We start from the raw sequence: 17,173 nt of genomic DNA on the forward strand, positions 1-17,173 counted from the left end.
AAAGAAAAGCCGTCGCGGGGTTTTGGCGGCGGCGGAGCGCTCCGTCAGAGGCCGACCCGGTCGAAGTCGAGCGAGGAAGCGCAGATCGCGACCTGCGTCCGGTTGCTCACCCCGAGCTTGCGCATGATCTCGGAGACATGCGCCTTCACCATCGAGTCGCCGATCCCGAGCTCATAGGCGATCTGCTTGTTGATCTTGCCCCGCTTGATCAGGGTCAGGACGTTCATCTGGGCCGGGGTCAGAGTGCGTATCCGCTCCGCGGGACGTGGTGCCTCGTGCCGGCGTGGATCGGTGCGATCCATGCTCAAGTTCACGGAAGCGGGCACGAAGATCGAGCCACTGACGATCTCCTGGATCGCCTGCATGTAGACCGATTTGCCGGACGATTTCGGGACGAAGCCGGCAGCACCGAGCTGCAGCGCCTCGCGTACGATCCGGGGTTCGTCCAGCGCCGAGACCACCACGATCGGGATGCGCGGATAGGCGATGCGCAAGGACATCAGCCCGTCGAAGCCCGTGACGCCCGTCATCGACAGATCGAGCATGATCAGGTCGACCGTCGGCCGATCGCCGAGAGCGATCTTGGCGGCCTGAATCGAGTCGGCCTCGTCGATCTTCGCGTGAGGAAGGCCGAGGCGGATCATGCTGCGCAGCGCCTCACGGAACAGCGGATGGTCGTCGACGAGGATGAAGTGCACGGGAGGCTCCCTGGTCGACGGTTCCGATCGCCATGGCGCGGAACGGACCGGTCCATCGGTCGATAGATGTGGCGCAACGTAGAATAGTTCGCGCATCACGAATGCCGTCAAGGCTTTCGATTTTAACAAATCGCTTATTTCCAAGAAGTATTTCGGACATTGACTGCTGGCAACTCATGTTGCGCAATGTTCCCAATGATAAGAACTCAATAAGCCTTATGGCCAAAAGTTAGGATGCGATTGCCTGATCTTCCGTCATAGGTTGCATCGAGGCCGCTTCCAATGCCGGCCCAGGTGCAAACCGCAACGCTGGCGGTGGAGCACGACGATCCAAGACTGCGACGTCGAGCCATCGACGCGAAACCATCAACGCCAACAGCCGGTCCGACCACGTGATCAAGACCGGGAGGGAGAGACGCATGGCCTGGAAGACCGCGGGGCGCACGCCCCGCACGCTGATGCTTGCCACCGCTTCGTCGCTGATCTTGTCCGGCATGCTGCTGGCGGGCCCGACCTCGGCCGAAACGGCCCAGAAGGCCTCCGCCGGCAACGTGACCTGGGAGGACATCCTCAACGACCAGAACACCAACAACGACGTGCTGATGTACGGCATGGGCATCAAGGCCCAGCGCTACAGCACGCTCGATAAGGTCAACACCAAGAATGTCGGTCTTCTGAAGCCGAAATGGTCGTTCTCGTTCGGTGACGAGAAGCAGCGCGGCCAGGAAGGCCAGGCGCTCATTCACGACGGCATCGTCTACATCACGGCTTCCTACTCCCGCATCTTCGCGCTGGACGCCAAGACCGGCAAGAAGATCTGGGGCTTCGCGGCACGCCTGCCTGACGACATCCGTCCCTGCTGCGACGTCGTGAGCCGCGGCGCCGCGATCTACAACGGCAAGATCTACTTCGGGACGCTCGATGCCTCGATGTACGCGCTCGATGCCAAGACCGGTAAGGTGGTCTGGAGCAAGAAGTTCGACGATCACTCCGCCGGCTACGCGTATTCCGGCGCTCCGAACATCATCAAGGACAAGAAGACTGGCAAAGTCTTCCTGATCCACGGCAATTCGGGCGACGAGTTCGGTGCCGTCGGCAAGCTCTACGGCCGCGATCCCGAGACCGGCGAAGAGATCTGGATGCGCCCCCTCGTCGAGGGCCATATGGGTCGCCTCAACGGCAAGGACTCCGTGACGACGGGCGATGCCAAGGCTCCGTCCTGGCCCGAGAAGGACGGCAAGAAGGTCGAGGCTTGGCACCACGGTGGCGGCGCTCCTTGGCAGACCGGCGTCTACGACGAGAAGACCAACACCTTCATCATCGGTACCGGCAACCCGGCTCCGTGGAACACCCACTACCGGTCCCCGGGCGACAGCCTCTACACCTCGGGTCAGGTCTATATCGAGCCGTCGACGGGCGAGCCGGTGGGCTTCTTCCAGCACACCCCGAACGACGCCTGGGACTTCTCGGGTAACAACGAGATCATCCTCTTCGACATGGAGAAGGACGGCAAGAAGATGCGTCTCGGCGCCCATGCCGACCGCAACGGCTTCTTCTTCCTGACCGACACCGACAAGCTGACCGCCCGTGACGGCCAGATCAACAAGCCGACCTCGCTCGTCGCCGCCTATCCCTTCGTGAAGGACATCAGCTGGGCCAAGGGTTTCGACCTGAAGACCGGCCGTCCGATCGAGGTCGAGGGCCAGCGTCCGCCGATGCCGGAAGAGGGCCAGACCAAGGGCAAGTCGATCGAGGTGACGCCGAACTTCCTCGGCGGCAAGAACTGGTCGCCGATGTCCTACTCCCAGCAGACGGGCCTGTTCTACATCCCGTCGAACGACTGGAAGGAAGACTACTGGACGGAGAACGTCACCTATAAGGCCGGCTCGGCCTATCTCGGCCAGGGCTTCCGCATCCACCGGAAGTTCGACACACACGTCGGCGCCCTGCGCGCCCTCGACCCGAAGACCGGCAAGATCGTCTGGGAGCATCTGGAGCACATGCCGCTCTGGGGCGGCTCGATGACGACCAAGGGCGGCCTCGTCTTCCAGGGCACCTCGGACGGCTTCTTCAAGGCCTTCGATGCCAAGAACGGCAAGGAGCTCTGGGCCTTCCAGACCGGCTCGGGCGTGGTCTCGGTCCCGACGACCTGGGAGATGGATGGCAAGCAGTACATCGGCATCTCGTCGGGCTACGGCGGCGCCGTGCCGCTGTGGGGCGGCGACATGGCCGACCAGACCAAGCTCGTCTCGCAGGGCGGCTCGTTCTGGGTTTTCGAACTGCCGACCGACACGGCCTCCGCCGAGTGATCGCGTGAACTCGAGCCCGGGGATGCCGCTCGCATCCCCGGGCTTCCCGTTCCGGGCAGCCGAAATCCGGGAGAGTTCGAACGGCCCGGTCAATCGTCTTTCGCGTCACCTTTCAGGAGCTGACCCATGTCGGCCCGTCGTCATGTCCCGCCGCGCGCCATCACGATCGCCGGCCTCTGCCTCGGCATCGCCGCCCCGATCCCCGCCTTCGCGCAAAACGTCATCGTCAATAAGGAAGACCGTCCCGACCCTTGGGTCATCAACGGCTGCACCATCGCACCGAAGGCCAAGTGCCCCGGCGTCGACCTTCGTCACGCCGACCTCAAGAATGCAGATCTCGGCGGCGCCGACCTCACCGGAGCCAATCTCGCGCGCGCCGACATGCGCGGTGCCAATCTGCGCGGGACGAAGCTCGACGGTGCTAACCTCGGCGGCGCCCAGCTCCAGATCGCCTTCATGCAAGGCGTGAAGGCCAAGAACGCCTCGTTCATCGGAGCCAATTTCGACCACGCGCGCATCGCCGGCGGTGACTTCAGCGGCTCCGACTTCACGGTGGCCGACCTCGAGATGGTCCAGGCCAAGCGGGCCCAGTTCGTCGGCGCGAAATTCGTCAACACCGACCTGCAGGAGGCCAAGTTCTACGAAGTCAACCTGACGGGCGCCGTGATGGACGGCGCCAAGATCCGCTTCGCGGTCTTTCAGGACGCGTGGATGCCGAACTGCACCGGCTGCCCGGTGCATTGGCAGAGCGACAAGCCGGTCTGGGAACTCTATCCCGAGACGCCCGCGCCCCAGCATGATGAAAGCGACGCGAAGGAGGCGCAGTGAGAGCCGCCACGGTCTCGCTGCTCGGTCTCGTCGTCGTGCTCGGGGGTGACGCCTTCGCGAATGATCCCGGGGCGGACGCCAATGTCCGCCACGCCTTCGCCAAGTGCCGCGCCGTCGAAGACGATCACGACCGGCTGCGCTGTTACGACAAGCTCACCAACCTGCTCACGCCGCCGCGTTGGCAGGGGCGCCTGACGGCCCAGACCGAGAACTTCGAGATCTCCGCCCCGACCGTGCTTCGCTACGAGAGCGATGGGCCGATCTTCGTCATGTACCTCAAGGACGCGCAGGGCGGCATCGTCCAGAACCTGCACATCGGGGGCGGCGGTACCTCGACCTACCTCATCGAGAAGCCCGGGACCTACTCGCTTCAGGTCAGCGGCTCCGAGACCTGGCGCATCTGGCTCGACCCGATGAGCTGATCCGACCGAAGACCCTCGCAACAAGAAGAAGGTTCGCGACCATGTCCAAGTTCTTGAAGGCCATCGTCATCGGCGCGCCGCTGCTGATCGCGGCCCCGGCCCTCGTCCACGCCCATGGCGACGGCGCGCCCTCTCCGATCGATACGACCGGGCTCGAGTCCCTCGGCGATACCGATCGCGAGAAGAATCCCTACGAGGGCAACGCCAAGGCCGTGGAGATAGGCGCGTCGGGCTACAACAAGAACTGCGCCCGCTGCCACGGACTCGATGCGAAGTCTGGCGGCATGGCCCCGGATCTGCGCGAGCTCGAGAAGAGCGAGGCGACCGACGTCTACTTCCTGACCCGCGTGCGCGGCGGCGCCCAGCGTGACGGCCGCTACCGGATGCCTCCCTTCGGCGAAATCCTGAGCCAAGAGGCGATCTGGGCGATCCGGACCTATGTCGAGAGCGAAGCCGCGAAAGACCCGGCGCTGGCGGCGAAGGTCAATTGAGCGGCGTCCGCTTCGATCGCACGCTTCCGGTGATTGCGGGCCTCCTGCTCGCGATCACGTGGCCGGTCACCGCTCGGGCCACCATCAAGGAGTATCAGATCCGGCGGATGCTCCTCCTCAAGACCGAATGCGGGACCAGTGGTCTCGAGATCTCGGAGAAGGATGGGAAGGATCGGTTCTTCGCGACCTGTGAGAACGTCGCGCACTACCCGGACGGCGTCGAGATCCTCTGCCCCGACAGCGAGGACGAACGCGACTGCACCATGGTGACGGAGAAGCGCGAGTTCCGGCACCTCCATCACATGAGACCGGTGGAGCAGGATGAGCATCGGCGCGAGCACCCCTGACATCGCGGCCTCCCGAAGCGGCGGCAGGCGCTTAAGCGCGCCGACGCTTCTGCTGCACTGGCTCGTCGGCCTCGGTGTGCTCGGCCTCCTGGCCTATGGCTTCTGGCTCCAGACCCTGCCGTCTGGCGCCGGGAAGGCGCCTGCCGTGCAGATCCATAAATCCTTTGGCATGCTCGTCTTCGGGCTGGCGCTCTTGCGCGTCGCGTGGCGCTGCCACGAGGGTTTTCCCGAGCCCGCCGGGCCACATCGCCACTGGGAGCGACGCAGTGCGATCGTGCTGCACAGCTTCCTGATGGCGGCCACGCTGCTGATGCCGATCACCGGCATCCTGCGCTCCCTCGCCTATGCGCGGCCGGTTGCCGTCTTCGGGCTACCCGTCATCCCCAAGCTCTTCGAGACCAAGCAGGAGCTGCTTTACGAGATCAGCTCCAAGCTCCATGACTCGCTTGCCTTCGTGCTCGCCGGAGCGATCGCCCTGCACGTCGCCGCCGCGCTGATCCACCAGACCCGCGCCGGCGACGCCACGCTCGGGCGGATACTCGGCGGACGAGGCCCGACACAGACGCCGGGGTAGTTCATGAAGTCGCGCCTGCTCGCCGCCGCCATCGGCATCGCCTGCCTCACATTGCTCGGGGCCGGCACGGAGCTGAGCGCCTTCGACAACGACGAGACCACCGGCTACCGGATGCAGAACTACCGCTCGCCGGTGAACCTGCCGGTTCAGGGCGGCAAGCGGGTCGAGACCGCGGACGTCGACGCGCTCACGAAAGAGGGCGCTATCCTCGTCGACGTGATGCCCCAGCGCGGCGGCTACGATCCGGCCACCGGCGGATGGCGCATGGTCGACAAGCACGAGACCCTTCCCGGCGCGACGTGGCTCCCCAATACAGGCACGGGCTACGTCGAACCGCGGCTCGCAGCCTATTTCACCGATGAGCTGAGCCGGCTCACGAAAGGCGACAAGGCAAAGCCGCTGATCGTCTTCTGCAAGGCCGATTGCTGGATGTCGTGGAACGCGGTGAAACGAGCCGCTGAACTCGGCTACAGCCGTGTCTACTGGTACGCCGATGGCAGCGACGGCTGGAATGACGCCGACCGCGCCCTGGTTGGGGCGACGCCCCCTCCGGTCCCCGCGCTGGCGGGCCATTGAGCAAGGCGGCAGATGGCACCGCGAACCGGCAATAAAATTCTTGCCGAGGCCGACTCGCACTTCTACCGATCAGTCGGTAGAGACAATGAATGGCTGTGTCATCATCGACCAATGGGTTGGATGACGCGCAACGGTTGTCGCAGCATGATGCAGGCTGGCCATGCCAGGACACCTGCTGACCTGCGCAGGGCCGGAACGAGAATGGACGAGGTGACGCCGCCATGATGGTCCCATTCCGCAAACCGCCCGCACCGGCCATGGCCGTGGCGGCGGAGACCACGACGCGTGATCCCCTCGATTCCCCGATGTGGAGCGACCTCTCCAAGCGCTACCTCTCGGGACGCGCGGTGGTGTTCGACGAACGCGTGCAGGTGATCCTGCCGCCGGTCACTGAAAACCAGACCCAGGTTCCGATCACCATCGATGCCCGCGCCCTCGGTCAGGTCGACGAGATCCTGGTCATCGTCGACCTGCATCCCTTCCCACAGCCCCTGCGCATGGAGCCGATCGCGGCTCAGCCCTTCGTGGCCTACCGCCAGAAGATCGAGCAGGGCACGCCCGTCCGTGCGGCCGCCCGGCAGGGCGACACCTGGTATGTCGGCGGACGATATCTCGACGCGGCCGGCGGCGGCTGCTCGGTACCTCCGGCGGTCATCGCCAAAGTGGATTGGGAGCATCTCGGCGAGATCCGGGCACGCGCCTGGCGCGAAGCGGATGGCGGCGCCCGCGTGCGGATGCGACTGCTCCACCCCATGGATAACGGCATGATCGCCAACATCCCGGCCTTCTTCATCGAGACCCTGAACGTGAGCGATGCGAGCGGCGCGCCTCTGGCCAAGCTGCAGCTCAGCGAGGCCATCGCCGCCAACCCGACCCTGACGCTCCTTCCCGCGATGCCGAAGGACGGCGAGCTTCTCAAAGTCTCGGCGCGCGACAACAACGGCGGCGAGTTCAAGGCTGCCATCCCGATTCCGGCCGCGGCCACGCGCATGCGGGAGGGCCGCCTGTGACCTCGACGACAGCAGGATCGCTCATGCCCGGCATCAACCGCCGCGAATGGCTCGCCCTCGGCCTTGCCGCCGCGACGCTGCCCGTGATTCCGGGGGCGTCGGAAGCGGCCTCCCTCAAATACAGCCTGAACCCGGTGCCGATCGCGCCCGGCGTCTGGACGATCTACGGCCTGCCGGAGCCGATCACGTCGAAAAATGGCGGCGCCATCGCCAACATCACCATCTTCGATACCAGCGAAGGCACGGTGCTGATCGATGCCGGCCCCTCGCATCGCTACGGCGAGGCGCTGAAGGCCAAGGCGACGGAGCTGACGGGCAAGCCGGTCGTGCGCGTCTACCTGACGCATTACCACACCGATCACGTGCTCGGGGCGACTGCCTTCGAGAGCGGCACGGTTTCGGCGGGCAAGACGCTGACGGCCGACCTCAAGCGCGTCGGCAACGACCTGACCAATGCGATGTACCGAGTCGCCGGGGACTGGATGCGCGGAACGGACGTCCCCCAGCCTGGCCGCGAGGCAGCGGAAGGCGTCGAGACGGTGGGCAACCGCAGTTTTCGGCTGATGCCGCTCGCCGGCCATACCAGCGAGGATCTCTGTCTCTATGAGGAGAGCACAGGTCTGCTATTCCCCGGAGACCTCGTCTTCCTCGATCGCGCGGCCACCACACCGGACGCCAAGATCGATACCTGGCGCAGCTCGCTGGAGCGCTTGAAGGGCATTGGCCACAAGATGCTGGTGCCCGGACACGGCCCAGTCGAGGCCGGCACGCGCGGCATCGAGCAGACCTGGCGCTGGCTCGATACCATCGAGGCGCAGATAGACGATGGCTTCGAGCGCGGCCTCGACATTACCGAGCTGATGGCGGTGCCCCTGCCCGCCTGGACCGACGGAATTGCGGTCGCGAATTACGAATATGCACGCTCGGTCATGCACCTCATGCCGGCCCTTGAGGCCACCCGCCTTCCACAGACCGAGCGCGCTTAACAAAAATACCCTGTCAAGCGACGGGTCCGCTTGATTGAATTATATCGCTCTTCCTGTTCAATTGGCCTTTAGAACAAGACCAATTTGGGTTGGAAAGCATGGCAAGTCCCGAGCCTTGGAGCGCCGACCGCGCCGCTGGGATCGTCGCCGAGCACAAGCATCTCGAAGGTGCGACGCTCCCGATCCTGCACGCGTTGCAGGAAGAGTTCGGCTACGTCGACGAGGCGGCAGTGCCGATCATCGCCGATGCGCTGAACCTGTCGAAGGCCGAGGTCTTCGGCTGCATCACCTTCTACCACGACTTCCGGAAGGCGCCGGCCGGACGCCACCACGTGAAGCTGTGCCGCGCTGAAGCCTGCCAGGCCATGGGCTCGGACAAGCTGCATGGCGAAATCCTGCAGCGTCTCGGCGTCGATTGGCACGGCACCACGTCCGACGGCGACGTGACGGTCGAGCCGGTCTACTGCCTCGGCCTCTGTGCCAACGGCCCCGCCGCGATGATCGGCGAGGAGCCTGTCGCGCGTCTCACGGCCGACAGCCTCGAAGCGGCGCTGAAGGAGTCGCGGGCATGAGCATCAAGATCTACGTCCCGCAGGACGCCGTCGCTCTCGGGCTCGGCGCCAACCGCGTCGCCCGCGCCATCTTCAACGGCGCGGAGCAGCGCGGCCTCGACGTCGAGATCGTCCGCACCGGCACCCGCGGCCTGCTCTGGCTGGAGCCGATGGTCGAGGTCGCGACGGCCGAGGGCCGCATCGCCTACGGCCCGGTGACGCCGGCCGATGTCGATAGCCTGCTCAACGCCGGCCTGCACGAGGGTGGCGAGCACACGCTCCGCCTCGGTAATCCGGAAGAAATCCCCTTCCTCAAGCGTCAACACCGTATCACCTTCCACCGCTGCGGCGTGGTCGATCCGGTTTCGGTCGAAGACTATCGCGCCCATGGCGGCTATCGCGGTTTAGAGGCCGCGCTGAAGATGGAGCCGAAGGACGTCGTCGCGCAGGTGAAGGATTCGGGGCTGCGCGGCCGCGGCGGCGCCGGCTTCCCGGCCGGCATCAAGTGGAACACGGTGATGCTCGCGCAGGACGAGCGGAAATACGTGGTCTGTAACGCCGACGAGGGCGATTCCGGCACCTTTGCCGACCGGATCATGATGGAGGGCGACCCCTTCAACCTGATCGAGGGCATGACCATCGCCGCCGTCGCCACCGGCGCGACCCGCGGTTACATCTACTGCCGCTCCGAGTATCCGCAGGCCTTCCGCACGATGCGGGACGCCATCGCCAACGGCGTGAAGGCGGGCGTGCTCGGCGAGAACATTCTTGGAAGCGGCAAGACCTTCCATCTGGAAGTCCGGCTGGGCGCTGGTGCGTACATCTGCGGCGAGGAGACCTCGCTGCTCGAGAGCCTCGAGGGACGTCGCGGCATCGTGCGCGCCAAGCCGCCGATCCCGGCACTCAAGGGCTTCCTGGGCAAGCCGACGCTCGTCAACAACGTCATGACCTTCACGGCCGTGCCGTGGATCATGGAGCACGGCGCCAAGGCCTATGCTGATTTCGGCATGGGTCGCTCGCTCGGCACCCTGCCGATCCAGCTCGCCGGCAACATCAAGCAGGGCGGCCTGATCGAGTACGCCTTCGGCATCACCATCCGCGAGGTCATCGAGGACTTCGGCGGCGGCACGTTGTCCGGTCGTCCGGTGCGCGCAGTGCAGGTCGGTGGCCCCCTCGGTGCCTACTTCCCCGACAGCCTGCTCGACACGCCCCTCGACTACGAGAAGATGGCCGAGAAGAAGGGCCTCGTCGGGCATGGCGGCATCGTGGTCTTCGACGACACCGTCGACATGGCCAAGCAGGCCCGCTTCGCCTTCGAGTTCTGCGCGGCCGAGTCGTGCGGCAAGTGCACGCCCTGCCGCATCGGCGCGACGCGCGGCGTCGAGACCATGGACAAGGTCATCTCTGGCGACCGCGCCGAGGCCAATGTCGAGCTGGTCAAGGACCTCTGCGAGGTCATGACCGATGGATCGCTCTGCGCCATGGGGGGTTTGACTCCCATGCCGGTGATGAGCGCGATCAACTTTTTCCCCGAAGATTTCACGGGCCCGGGACAGCAGTCCTTCCCCGTCGCCGCCGAGTGAGGAACACACGATGACCCTCATCAAGGAAATCGACTACGGCACGCCGATCCGCGTCAGCGACAAGACGGTGAACCTCACCATCGACGGTGAGCTGGTCTCCGTCCCGGCGGGCACTTCGGTCATGGCCGCCGCCATGGCGATGGGCACCAAGATCCCGAAGCTCTGCGCGACCGACTCGCTGGAGCCGTTCGGCTCGTGCCGCATGTGCCTCGTGGAGATCGAGGGCCGCCGCGGCACCCCGGCCTCCTGCACGACGCCGGCCGAAGAAGGCATGATCGTCCACACGCAGACGCCGAAGCTGGCCCGTCTGCGTAAGGGCGTGATGGAGCTCTACATCTCCGACCACCCGCTGGACTGCCTGACCTGCGCCGCCAATGGCGATTGCGAGTTGCAGGACACGGCCGGACAGGTCGGCCTGCGCAACGTGCGCTACGGCTACGACGGCGACAACCACGTCAAGCCGACCTCCGAGAAGTACCTGCCGAAGGACGAGTCGAACGCCTACTTCACCTACGACCCGTCGAAATGCATCGTCTGCAACCGCTGCGTCCGCGCCTGTGAGGAGGTGCAGGGCACCTTTGCGCTGACCATCGAGGGCCGTGGCTTCGACAGCCGCGTCGCCGCCGGTCCGACGAACTTCATGGAATCCGAGTGCGTGTCCTGCGGCGCCTGCGTTCAGGCGTGCCCGACCGCGACGCTCCAGGAGAAGTCGATCCACGAATTCGGCCAGCCCGACCATTCCGAGGTCACCACCTGCGCCTATTGCGGCGTCGGCTGCGCCTTCAAGGCGGAGATGCAGGGCGACAAGATCGTCCGCATGGTGCCCTACAAGGATGGCAAGGCGAACGAGGGCCATAGTTGCATCAAGGGCCGCTTCGCCTACGGCTATGCCACCCACAAGGATCGCATCACCAAGCCGATGATCCGCGCCAAGATCACGGATCCCTGGCAGGAGGTGAGCTGGGAAGAGGCAATCAATCACGCCGCCTCCGAGTTCAAGCGCATCCAGGCCAAGTACGGCCGCGACTCTGTCGGCGGCATCACGTCGTCCCGCTGCACGAACGAAGAAGCCTATCTCGTCCAGAAGCTGGTCCGCGCGGCCTTCGGCAACAACAACGTCGATACCTGCGCCCGCGTCTGCCACTCGCCGACCGGCTACGGCCTGATGTCGACGCTCGGCACCTCGGCCGGCACGCAGGACTTCAAGTCGGTCGAATACGCCGACGTGATCCTGGTCATCGGTGCCAACCCGACCGACGGCCACCCGGTCTTCGGCTCGCGCATGAAGAAGCGCCTGCGCGCCGGCGCCCGCCTCATTGTCGCCGATCCGCGCAAGATCGACCTCGTGAAGTCGCCCCACATCAAGGCCGATTATCACCTGCCGCTGAAGCCCGGCTCCAACGTCGCCTTCATCAACGCCTTCGCCCACGTCATCGTGACGGAAGGCCTGATCGACGAGGCCTATGTCCGCGAGCGCTGCGACCTCGCCGAGTTCGAGTCCTGGGCTCGCTTCATCGCCGACGAGCGTCACTCGCCGGAGGCCTCCGAGCAGTACACCGGCATCAACCCGGCCGATCTACGCGCTGCGGCCCGGCTCTACGCCACCGGCGGCAATGCGGGTATCTTCTACGGCCTGGGCGTGACCGAGCACAGCCAGGGCTCGACCATGGTCATGGGCATGGCCAACATCGCCATGGCCACCGGCAACATCGGCAAGGAAGGCGCCGGCGTGAACCCGCTGCGCGGCCAGAACAACGTGCAGGGCTCCTGCGACATGGGTTCGTTCCCGCACGAGCTCACCGGCTACCGCCACGTCTCGGACGACGCCACCCGCGAGACCTTCGAGGCTCTCTGGAACGCCAAGCTCTCGAACGAGCCGGGCCTGCGCATCACCAACATGCTGGACGAGGCCGTCGATGGCTCGTTCAAGGGCATGTACATCCAGGGCGAGGACATCGCCCAGTCCGACCCGGACACCCATCACGTGACCTCCGGCCTCAAGGCCATGGAGTGCATCGTGATCCAGGACATCTTCCTGAACGAGACCGCGAAATACGCCCATGTCTTCCTGCCGGGCGCTTCGTTCCTCGAGAAGGACGGCACCTTCACCAATGCCGAGCGCCGCATCAGCCGCGTCCGCAAGGTGATGTCGCCGCTCGGTGGCTACGGTGACTGGGAGGGCACGATCCTGCTCGCCAAGGCACTCGGCTACGAGATGCACTACAACCACCCGAGCGAGATCATGGACGAGATCGCCCGGCTCACCCCGACCTTCACGGGTGTGTCCTATGCCAAGCTCGACGAGCTCGGCTCGATCCAGTGGCCGTGCAACGACAAGGCGCCGAATGGCACCCCGATGATGCACGTCGACCGGTTCGTGCGCGGCAAGGGTCGCTTCATGATCACGGAATACGTCGCCACCGATGAGCGGACCGGCGCCAAGTTCCCGCTGATCCTGACCACCGGCCGCATCCTGTCGCAGTACAATGTCGGCGCGCAGACCCGCCGCACGGAGAACTCGCGCTGGCATGAGGAGGACGTGCTGGAGATCCATCCGTTCGACGCCGAGCTGCGCGGCATCGTCAACGACGATCTCGTCGCGCTGGAGAGCCGCTCGGGCGACATCGCCCTCAAGGCGAAGATCACCGAGCGGATGCAGCCGGGTGTGGTCTACACCACCTTCCACCACGCCAAGACCGGCGCCAACGTCATCACCACCGACTATTCGGACTGGGCGACCAACTGCCCCGAATACAAAGTGACGGCGGTGCAGGTGCGGCGCACGAACCGTCCGTCGGATTGGCAGGCGAAGTTCTACGAGGAGGACTTCTCGCTGACCCGCATCGCCCAGGCAGCGGCAGAGTAAGCGTAAGACAATGGGCGCAGCGACCAACCAAGACCGGCTCGTCCGGATGGCCAACCAGATCGCCGCCTTCTTCCGGACCTATCCGGAAGAAGAGGCGGTCGCCGGAATCCACAAGCACCTCGTCGCCTTCTGGGCACCGAAGATGATCCGCGACCTCGTCGCGCACATCCCGGCAGCGGGCGACAAGCTCGATGCCTACGTCATCAAGGCTCTGGGCGAGGTGCCGACCGGGCAGAGCCCGGTGCGCCCGGCGACGCACGATCCTCAGCTCGCCGGCCAGGGTGCCAGCGACGCGGGCTGATACGGGACGAACCCTAGCCTGGCCTCTAGGCCAGGTAGCCGGCGGCCCTCAAATCATCTTCGAGAGCGCGATAGAGCCCGGCAAGGGGATCATCCTTGCCGGGGCTGATCGTCGCCTCATCGCTCTCGACCATGACAGCAAGGTCAGGGATCGCGATGGCGGGCGGGCGGATGAAGACGGATAGCAGCCTATACAGCATCAGCGCCTCCCAAGCTTATCCTTAACGCAGCTTGACCATTCGCGTTCCGGCGAAGCCGTGTGCCATGAGAGCAGCCCCGGCCACGCTGCGCGGTTCGGATGCCGCACAACCCGTCCCAACCGACAGCTGAGGGATCCTCACGATGCCGGAAACCCGACGTTAGGGACAACGGCATTCATCGGCGAAAATCAGCCGGCTCATGAGGGCCCGTAAAAGGTTCGCGCTCTACAACCCAGGTAACCCCTCGCGCCTGGGAGCGCCCACCGATGGTTCTGCCAGTCCGCATCGCGAGCCTGCTTCGCTCGGCGCGCACCTGGATCGCGCTCGGTATCCTCGCGCCGACCGGCATGCTGCTCCTGTCGGGGCTGATGCTGCTCGACATGCGCAGGGACGCCTGGGACAAGGCGGAGCAGACCTCCACGAACCTCCTGCAGGTCATCGCGCGCGACATTGCCCGCAACGTCGAGCTCTTCGACCTCTCCCTGCAGGCCGTGGTGGAGAACCTCCGCACACCGGGGATCGACGGGATCGATCCGGCGATGCGCCAGCTCGTGCTGTTCGATCGCGCCGCCACGGCGAAGGACATGGGAGTCCTGCTCGTCATCGACGAGCATGGCGACATCGCCATCGACGCGCGCGCCCTGCCGCCACGCAAATCGAACTATGCCGACCGCGACTATTTCCTGGCTCACAAGAACCAGACCGGCCTCGGGCTCTATATCGGGCACCCCCTGATCTCGCGGCTGACCGGCCAGCGCATGATTCCGTTCAGCCGGCGCGTCAACAAGCCGGACGGCTCCTTCGGGGGCGTCGTGCTGGGGACGATGAATCTCGCCTACTTTTCCCATCTGTTCGATCAGATCGGTCTGGGACAGGACGGCGCGATCAACCTTTATCTGCGGGATGGGACCCGCATCATGCGGCAACCTTTCGTCGACGCGGATATCGGTGCGAGCCTCGCCGGCACGCCGATCTTCGCGAGATTCACGAGCCAGCGCTCCGGCAACGTCGTGAGGACCTCTGTCCGAGACGGGATCGAGCGATACTACGCCTTTACCCGCATCGCGGACCTGCCCCTGATCCTCAACGTCGCCCTGTCGACGCGTGAGATCGAGGCCGAATGGCGGACCAAGGCCCTGGTCATTGGGGCCGCCGTCCTCACCCTATGCGGATTGGCCATCGCTCTGTCGCTGCTCTTCGGACGGGAACTCGGGCGCCGGGCCGCGATGCAGGTCGAGCTGGCCCGGCTCTCGCGCACGGATCCGCTGACCGGCCTCGCCAACCGCCGTAGCTTCGAGGATGCCCTTGAAGGGGCCGCCAGGGACGCCCGACGCACCGGACTGCCCGTCTCGCTGCTCGTGGTCGATGCCGATCACTTCAAGCGCTACAACGACCGCTACGGGCACGCCGTCGGCGACGAAGTGCTGCGAGAGCTCGCGCGGCGCCTTTCCGCAAGCGTGCATCGGCCGAACGACATGGTCTGCCGCGTCGGAGGCGAGGAATTCGTCCTGCTGCTGCCGGCGACCGATGCGGCCGGCGCGCTGCGTGTCGCGGACGAGGTCCACGAGCAGATGAAGGGCCTGACGGTGCCCTCGGCCGGCATCGGGAGAGGCGCGGTCACGGTGAGCATCGGGGTCGCCTCCGGTATCGACGACCCAGATCTCTTCCGCCGGGCAGATACGGCCCTCTACGAGGCCAAGGCGACCGGCCGGAACCGCACGTGTCGTGCGCCGGAGGCTCCAATCCGTCCGGAAGTCCGCGCTCTCCGGCTGGTGGGAGCCTGACAGGCAGGGCGTTGAGGGCGGCCCCGTCCTCCGTTTTCGGCTGTTGAGCCGATTGGTACATCTGCTACCACCGTGAAGTCCGCTGCCGCGGACGGCCCGGCCGGTGGACGCGGTGATCGAAAAGCTGGACTACCTGCTCGCGCTCTCTCGCGAGGAGCATTTCGGGCGCGCGGCGGAAGCCTGCAACATCAGCCAGCAGACCCTCTCCGCCGGCGTGAAGCAGCTGGAGAACCGCTTCGGCGTGCAGCTCGTGCGGCGCGGCTCGCGCTTCCAGGGCTTCACCCCCGAGGGCGAGCGCGTGCTGGCCTGGGCGCGCCGCATCGTCGCCGATGCCCGCGCCATGCACGAGGACGTCTCCACGCTCAAGCGCGGCCTCGCCGGAACCCTGCGCATCGCCGCCGTGCCAACGGCACTCCCGATGGTCGCCGCCCTGACCACGCCCTTCCGCAAGCGCCATCCCGGCGTGCGCTTCTCCATCGAGTCCACCACCTCTGCCGACATCTTCCAGCTCCTCGATGGGCTCGAGGCCGATGCGGGACTGACCTATCTCGACAACGAGCCGACCGGCCGGGTCATCACCGTGCCGCTCTATACCGAACATTATCGCCTGCTCACGGCGGCCGGCGGACCCTACGACGACCGCGACTCGATCACCTGGGCCGAGGCCGGCCGCGTGCCCCTCTGCCTGCTGACGCCGAACATGCAGAACCGGCGTATCATCGATCAGCAGCTCCGTATCGCCGGGGCCGAGCCGGCACCGACTCTCGAATCCAACTCGATGATCGTGCTGATGACCCATGTGCGCACCCTGCAATGGGCGAGCATCATGCCAGCGATCCTCGCCGACGCGCTCGGGCCGACGGAGGGCGTGCGCTCGATTCCCATCGTCGAGCCTGACCTGACCCACGTCATCGGCCTCGTCGCGCCACGCCGCGAGCCGGCGACACCGATGGTGACGGCGCTGGTCGCCATCGCGCGCACGATCGCGGGTACGCTCGACCAGATGGGCACCGGCGGCCGGCGCAGCTGACGGTAGGGGTGGCTTCGGCCGGCCGCATCCCGGATAAGATCGCATCCGGGATCCACGCCAACGAGAGGATTCGAGCGCCGCGCATGAAGGCCTCCACCCTGTTTCTCGGCTTTACCCTCGTCGTCCTCGTCGCGGCGGCCGGTGGCCTGTGGCAGTCGTTCAGCCCAAGCGCACCGAGGCCTGCCACGCCATCCTCCGTGGCGGAAGCGCCTGCGCTGCAGCCGAAACCGCTGCAGCCCAACCTGGCTGAACCCGCCGAGCCTGGCGTGCGCTCGGTCTATCCCGGCGGACGACCAACGGCGGCTGCGCGGCCAGTTACCCCGGAGAGCGCCCCGCCCTCCCCCACGGAACGGCAAGCTCCGCTAACCGCCCCGGGTCCCGTAGAGGCGGCGCCATCTCCCGAGCAGCAGGCGGCCATGCCGCAGGCCGCGCCGGAGGGAGACGGGATCGACCTGAACTCGGCGCCGGTCGAGGCTCTGAACAGTCTCGGGGCCGGCATGATCGGCAAAACCATCATCGCGAACCGGCCCTACGCCTCGCCGGACGACCTCGTCACGCGGCGCGTGCTCAAGCGGCAGGACTACGAGATCATCAAACCGCACGTGGTCGCTCGGTAGG

The 17,173-nt window shown here is 65.9% G+C and carries 18 protein-coding genes; 16 read left to right on the forward strand and 2 right to left on the reverse strand.

The window, feature by feature from the left end; all coding sequences use genetic code 11:
- Positions 1-44: 44 nt before the first annotated feature.
- Complete coding sequence (locus HCU64_RS04300) at positions 45-698, reverse strand: response regulator (RefSeq protein ID WP_233382518.1); 654 nt, start codon at positions 696-698, stop codon at positions 45-47.
- A gap of 494 nt (positions 699-1,192) precedes the next feature.
- Between HCU64_RS04300 and HCU64_RS04305 the strand changes: the two genes are divergently transcribed.
- The 13 genes from HCU64_RS04305 to HCU64_RS04365 all read left to right on the forward strand — a co-directional run bounded on the left by HCU64_RS04305 (position 1,193) and on the right by HCU64_RS04365 (position 13,542).
- On the forward strand, positions 1,193-3,007 hold the full coding sequence (locus HCU64_RS04305) for a PQQ-dependent methanol/ethanol family dehydrogenase (RefSeq protein ID WP_233382921.1): 1,815 nt from the start codon (positions 1,193-1,195) through the stop codon (positions 3,005-3,007).
- Between the two features lie 126 nt (positions 3,008-3,133).
- Positions 3,134-3,835 carry a pentapeptide repeat-containing protein gene (locus tag HCU64_RS04310; protein ID WP_233382519.1) on the forward strand — a complete coding sequence of 234 codons (702 nt, stop codon included), beginning with the start codon at positions 3,134-3,136 and terminating at the stop codon, positions 3,833-3,835.
- Positions 3,832-4,257: a hypothetical protein gene (locus HCU64_RS04315; protein WP_233382520.1), complete on the forward strand. Its 426-nt coding sequence runs from the start codon at positions 3,832-3,834 to the stop codon at positions 4,255-4,257. The genes HCU64_RS04310 and HCU64_RS04315 overlap by 4 nt, the downstream gene beginning before the upstream one ends.
- Before the next feature lie 41 nt (positions 4,258-4,298).
- Positions 4,299-4,748 (forward strand): cytochrome c-550 PedF, encoded by a 450-nt coding sequence (gene pedF / locus HCU64_RS04320; RefSeq protein ID WP_233382521.1) that lies wholly within the window; start codon positions 4,299-4,301, stop codon positions 4,746-4,748.
- A complete protein-coding gene (locus tag HCU64_RS04325) occupies positions 4,745-5,095 on the forward strand; it encodes a hypothetical protein (protein WP_233382522.1) in 351 nt (116 codons plus the stop codon). Before pedF ends, HCU64_RS04325 begins: the two co-directional genes overlap by 4 nt.
- Positions 5,070-5,669 (forward strand): cytochrome b, encoded by a 600-nt coding sequence (locus HCU64_RS04330; protein ID WP_233382523.1) that lies wholly within the window; start codon positions 5,070-5,072, stop codon positions 5,667-5,669. The genes HCU64_RS04325 and HCU64_RS04330 overlap by 26 nt, the downstream gene beginning before the upstream one ends.
- Before the next feature lie 3 nt (positions 5,670-5,672).
- Positions 5,673-6,245, forward strand: coding sequence for a rhodanese-like domain-containing protein (locus tag HCU64_RS04335; protein ID WP_233382524.1), 573 nt, complete (start codon positions 5,673-5,675; stop codon positions 6,243-6,245).
- Positions 6,246-6,466: 221 nt separating this feature from the next.
- Complete coding sequence (locus HCU64_RS04340; RefSeq protein WP_233382525.1) at positions 6,467-7,255, forward strand: quinoprotein dehydrogenase-associated SoxYZ-like carrier; 789 nt, start codon at positions 6,467-6,469, stop codon at positions 7,253-7,255.
- A 23-nt stretch (positions 7,256-7,278) separates the two neighbouring features.
- Positions 7,279-8,241 (forward strand): quinoprotein relay system zinc metallohydrolase 1, encoded by a 963-nt coding sequence (locus HCU64_RS04345; protein WP_233382526.1) that lies wholly within the window; start codon positions 7,279-7,281, stop codon positions 8,239-8,241.
- A gap of 98 nt (positions 8,242-8,339) precedes the next feature.
- Positions 8,340-8,813, forward strand: a complete 474-nt coding sequence (locus HCU64_RS04350; protein ID WP_233382527.1) for a formate dehydrogenase subunit gamma — start codon at positions 8,340-8,342, stop codon at positions 8,811-8,813.
- Complete coding sequence (locus tag HCU64_RS04355) at positions 8,810-10,375, forward strand: formate dehydrogenase beta subunit (RefSeq protein ID WP_233382528.1); 1,566 nt, start codon at positions 8,810-8,812, stop codon at positions 10,373-10,375. Before HCU64_RS04350 ends, HCU64_RS04355 begins: the two co-directional genes overlap by 4 nt.
- A 10-nt stretch (positions 10,376-10,385) precedes the next feature.
- The gene (gene fdhF / locus HCU64_RS04360; protein ID WP_233382529.1) at positions 10,386-13,241 is read left to right on the forward strand and encodes a formate dehydrogenase subunit alpha; all 2,856 of its coding nucleotides are present in this window, start codon (positions 10,386-10,388) and stop codon (positions 13,239-13,241) included.
- Between the two features lie 10 nt (positions 13,242-13,251).
- Positions 13,252-13,542, forward strand: coding sequence for a formate dehydrogenase subunit delta (locus tag HCU64_RS04365; RefSeq protein WP_233382530.1), 291 nt, complete (start codon positions 13,252-13,254; stop codon positions 13,540-13,542).
- A 25-nt stretch (positions 13,543-13,567) separates the two neighbouring features.
- On the opposite strand, the gene HCU64_RS04370 is transcribed toward HCU64_RS04365, so the two are convergent.
- The gene (locus tag HCU64_RS04370; RefSeq protein WP_233382531.1) at positions 13,568-13,741 is read right to left on the reverse strand and encodes a hypothetical protein; all 174 of its coding nucleotides are present in this window, start codon (positions 13,739-13,741) and stop codon (positions 13,568-13,570) included.
- Positions 13,742-14,007: 266 nt separating this feature from the next.
- Between HCU64_RS04370 and HCU64_RS04375 the strand changes: the two genes are divergently transcribed.
- From HCU64_RS04375 to HCU64_RS04385, 3 genes are all read left to right on the forward strand, one after another.
- The gene (locus HCU64_RS04375; RefSeq protein WP_233382532.1) at positions 14,008-15,525 is read left to right on the forward strand and encodes a sensor domain-containing diguanylate cyclase; all 1,518 of its coding nucleotides are present in this window, start codon (positions 14,008-14,010) and stop codon (positions 15,523-15,525) included.
- A 112-nt stretch (positions 15,526-15,637) separates the two neighbouring features.
- On the forward strand, positions 15,638-16,555 hold the full coding sequence (locus HCU64_RS04380) for a LysR family transcriptional regulator (protein ID WP_233382922.1): 918 nt from the start codon (positions 15,638-15,640) through the stop codon (positions 16,553-16,555).
- A gap of 83 nt (positions 16,556-16,638) precedes the next feature.
- Entirely contained in the window at positions 16,639-17,172 is a 534-nt protein-coding gene (locus tag HCU64_RS04385; protein WP_233382533.1) for a helix-hairpin-helix domain-containing protein, read from the forward strand.
- Position 17,173 lies beyond the last annotated feature (1 nt).

It is taken from the genome of Methylobacterium sp. C25 (genome assembly GCF_021352225.1).
GTDB lineage: Bacteria > Pseudomonadota > Alphaproteobacteria > Rhizobiales > Beijerinckiaceae > Methylobacterium.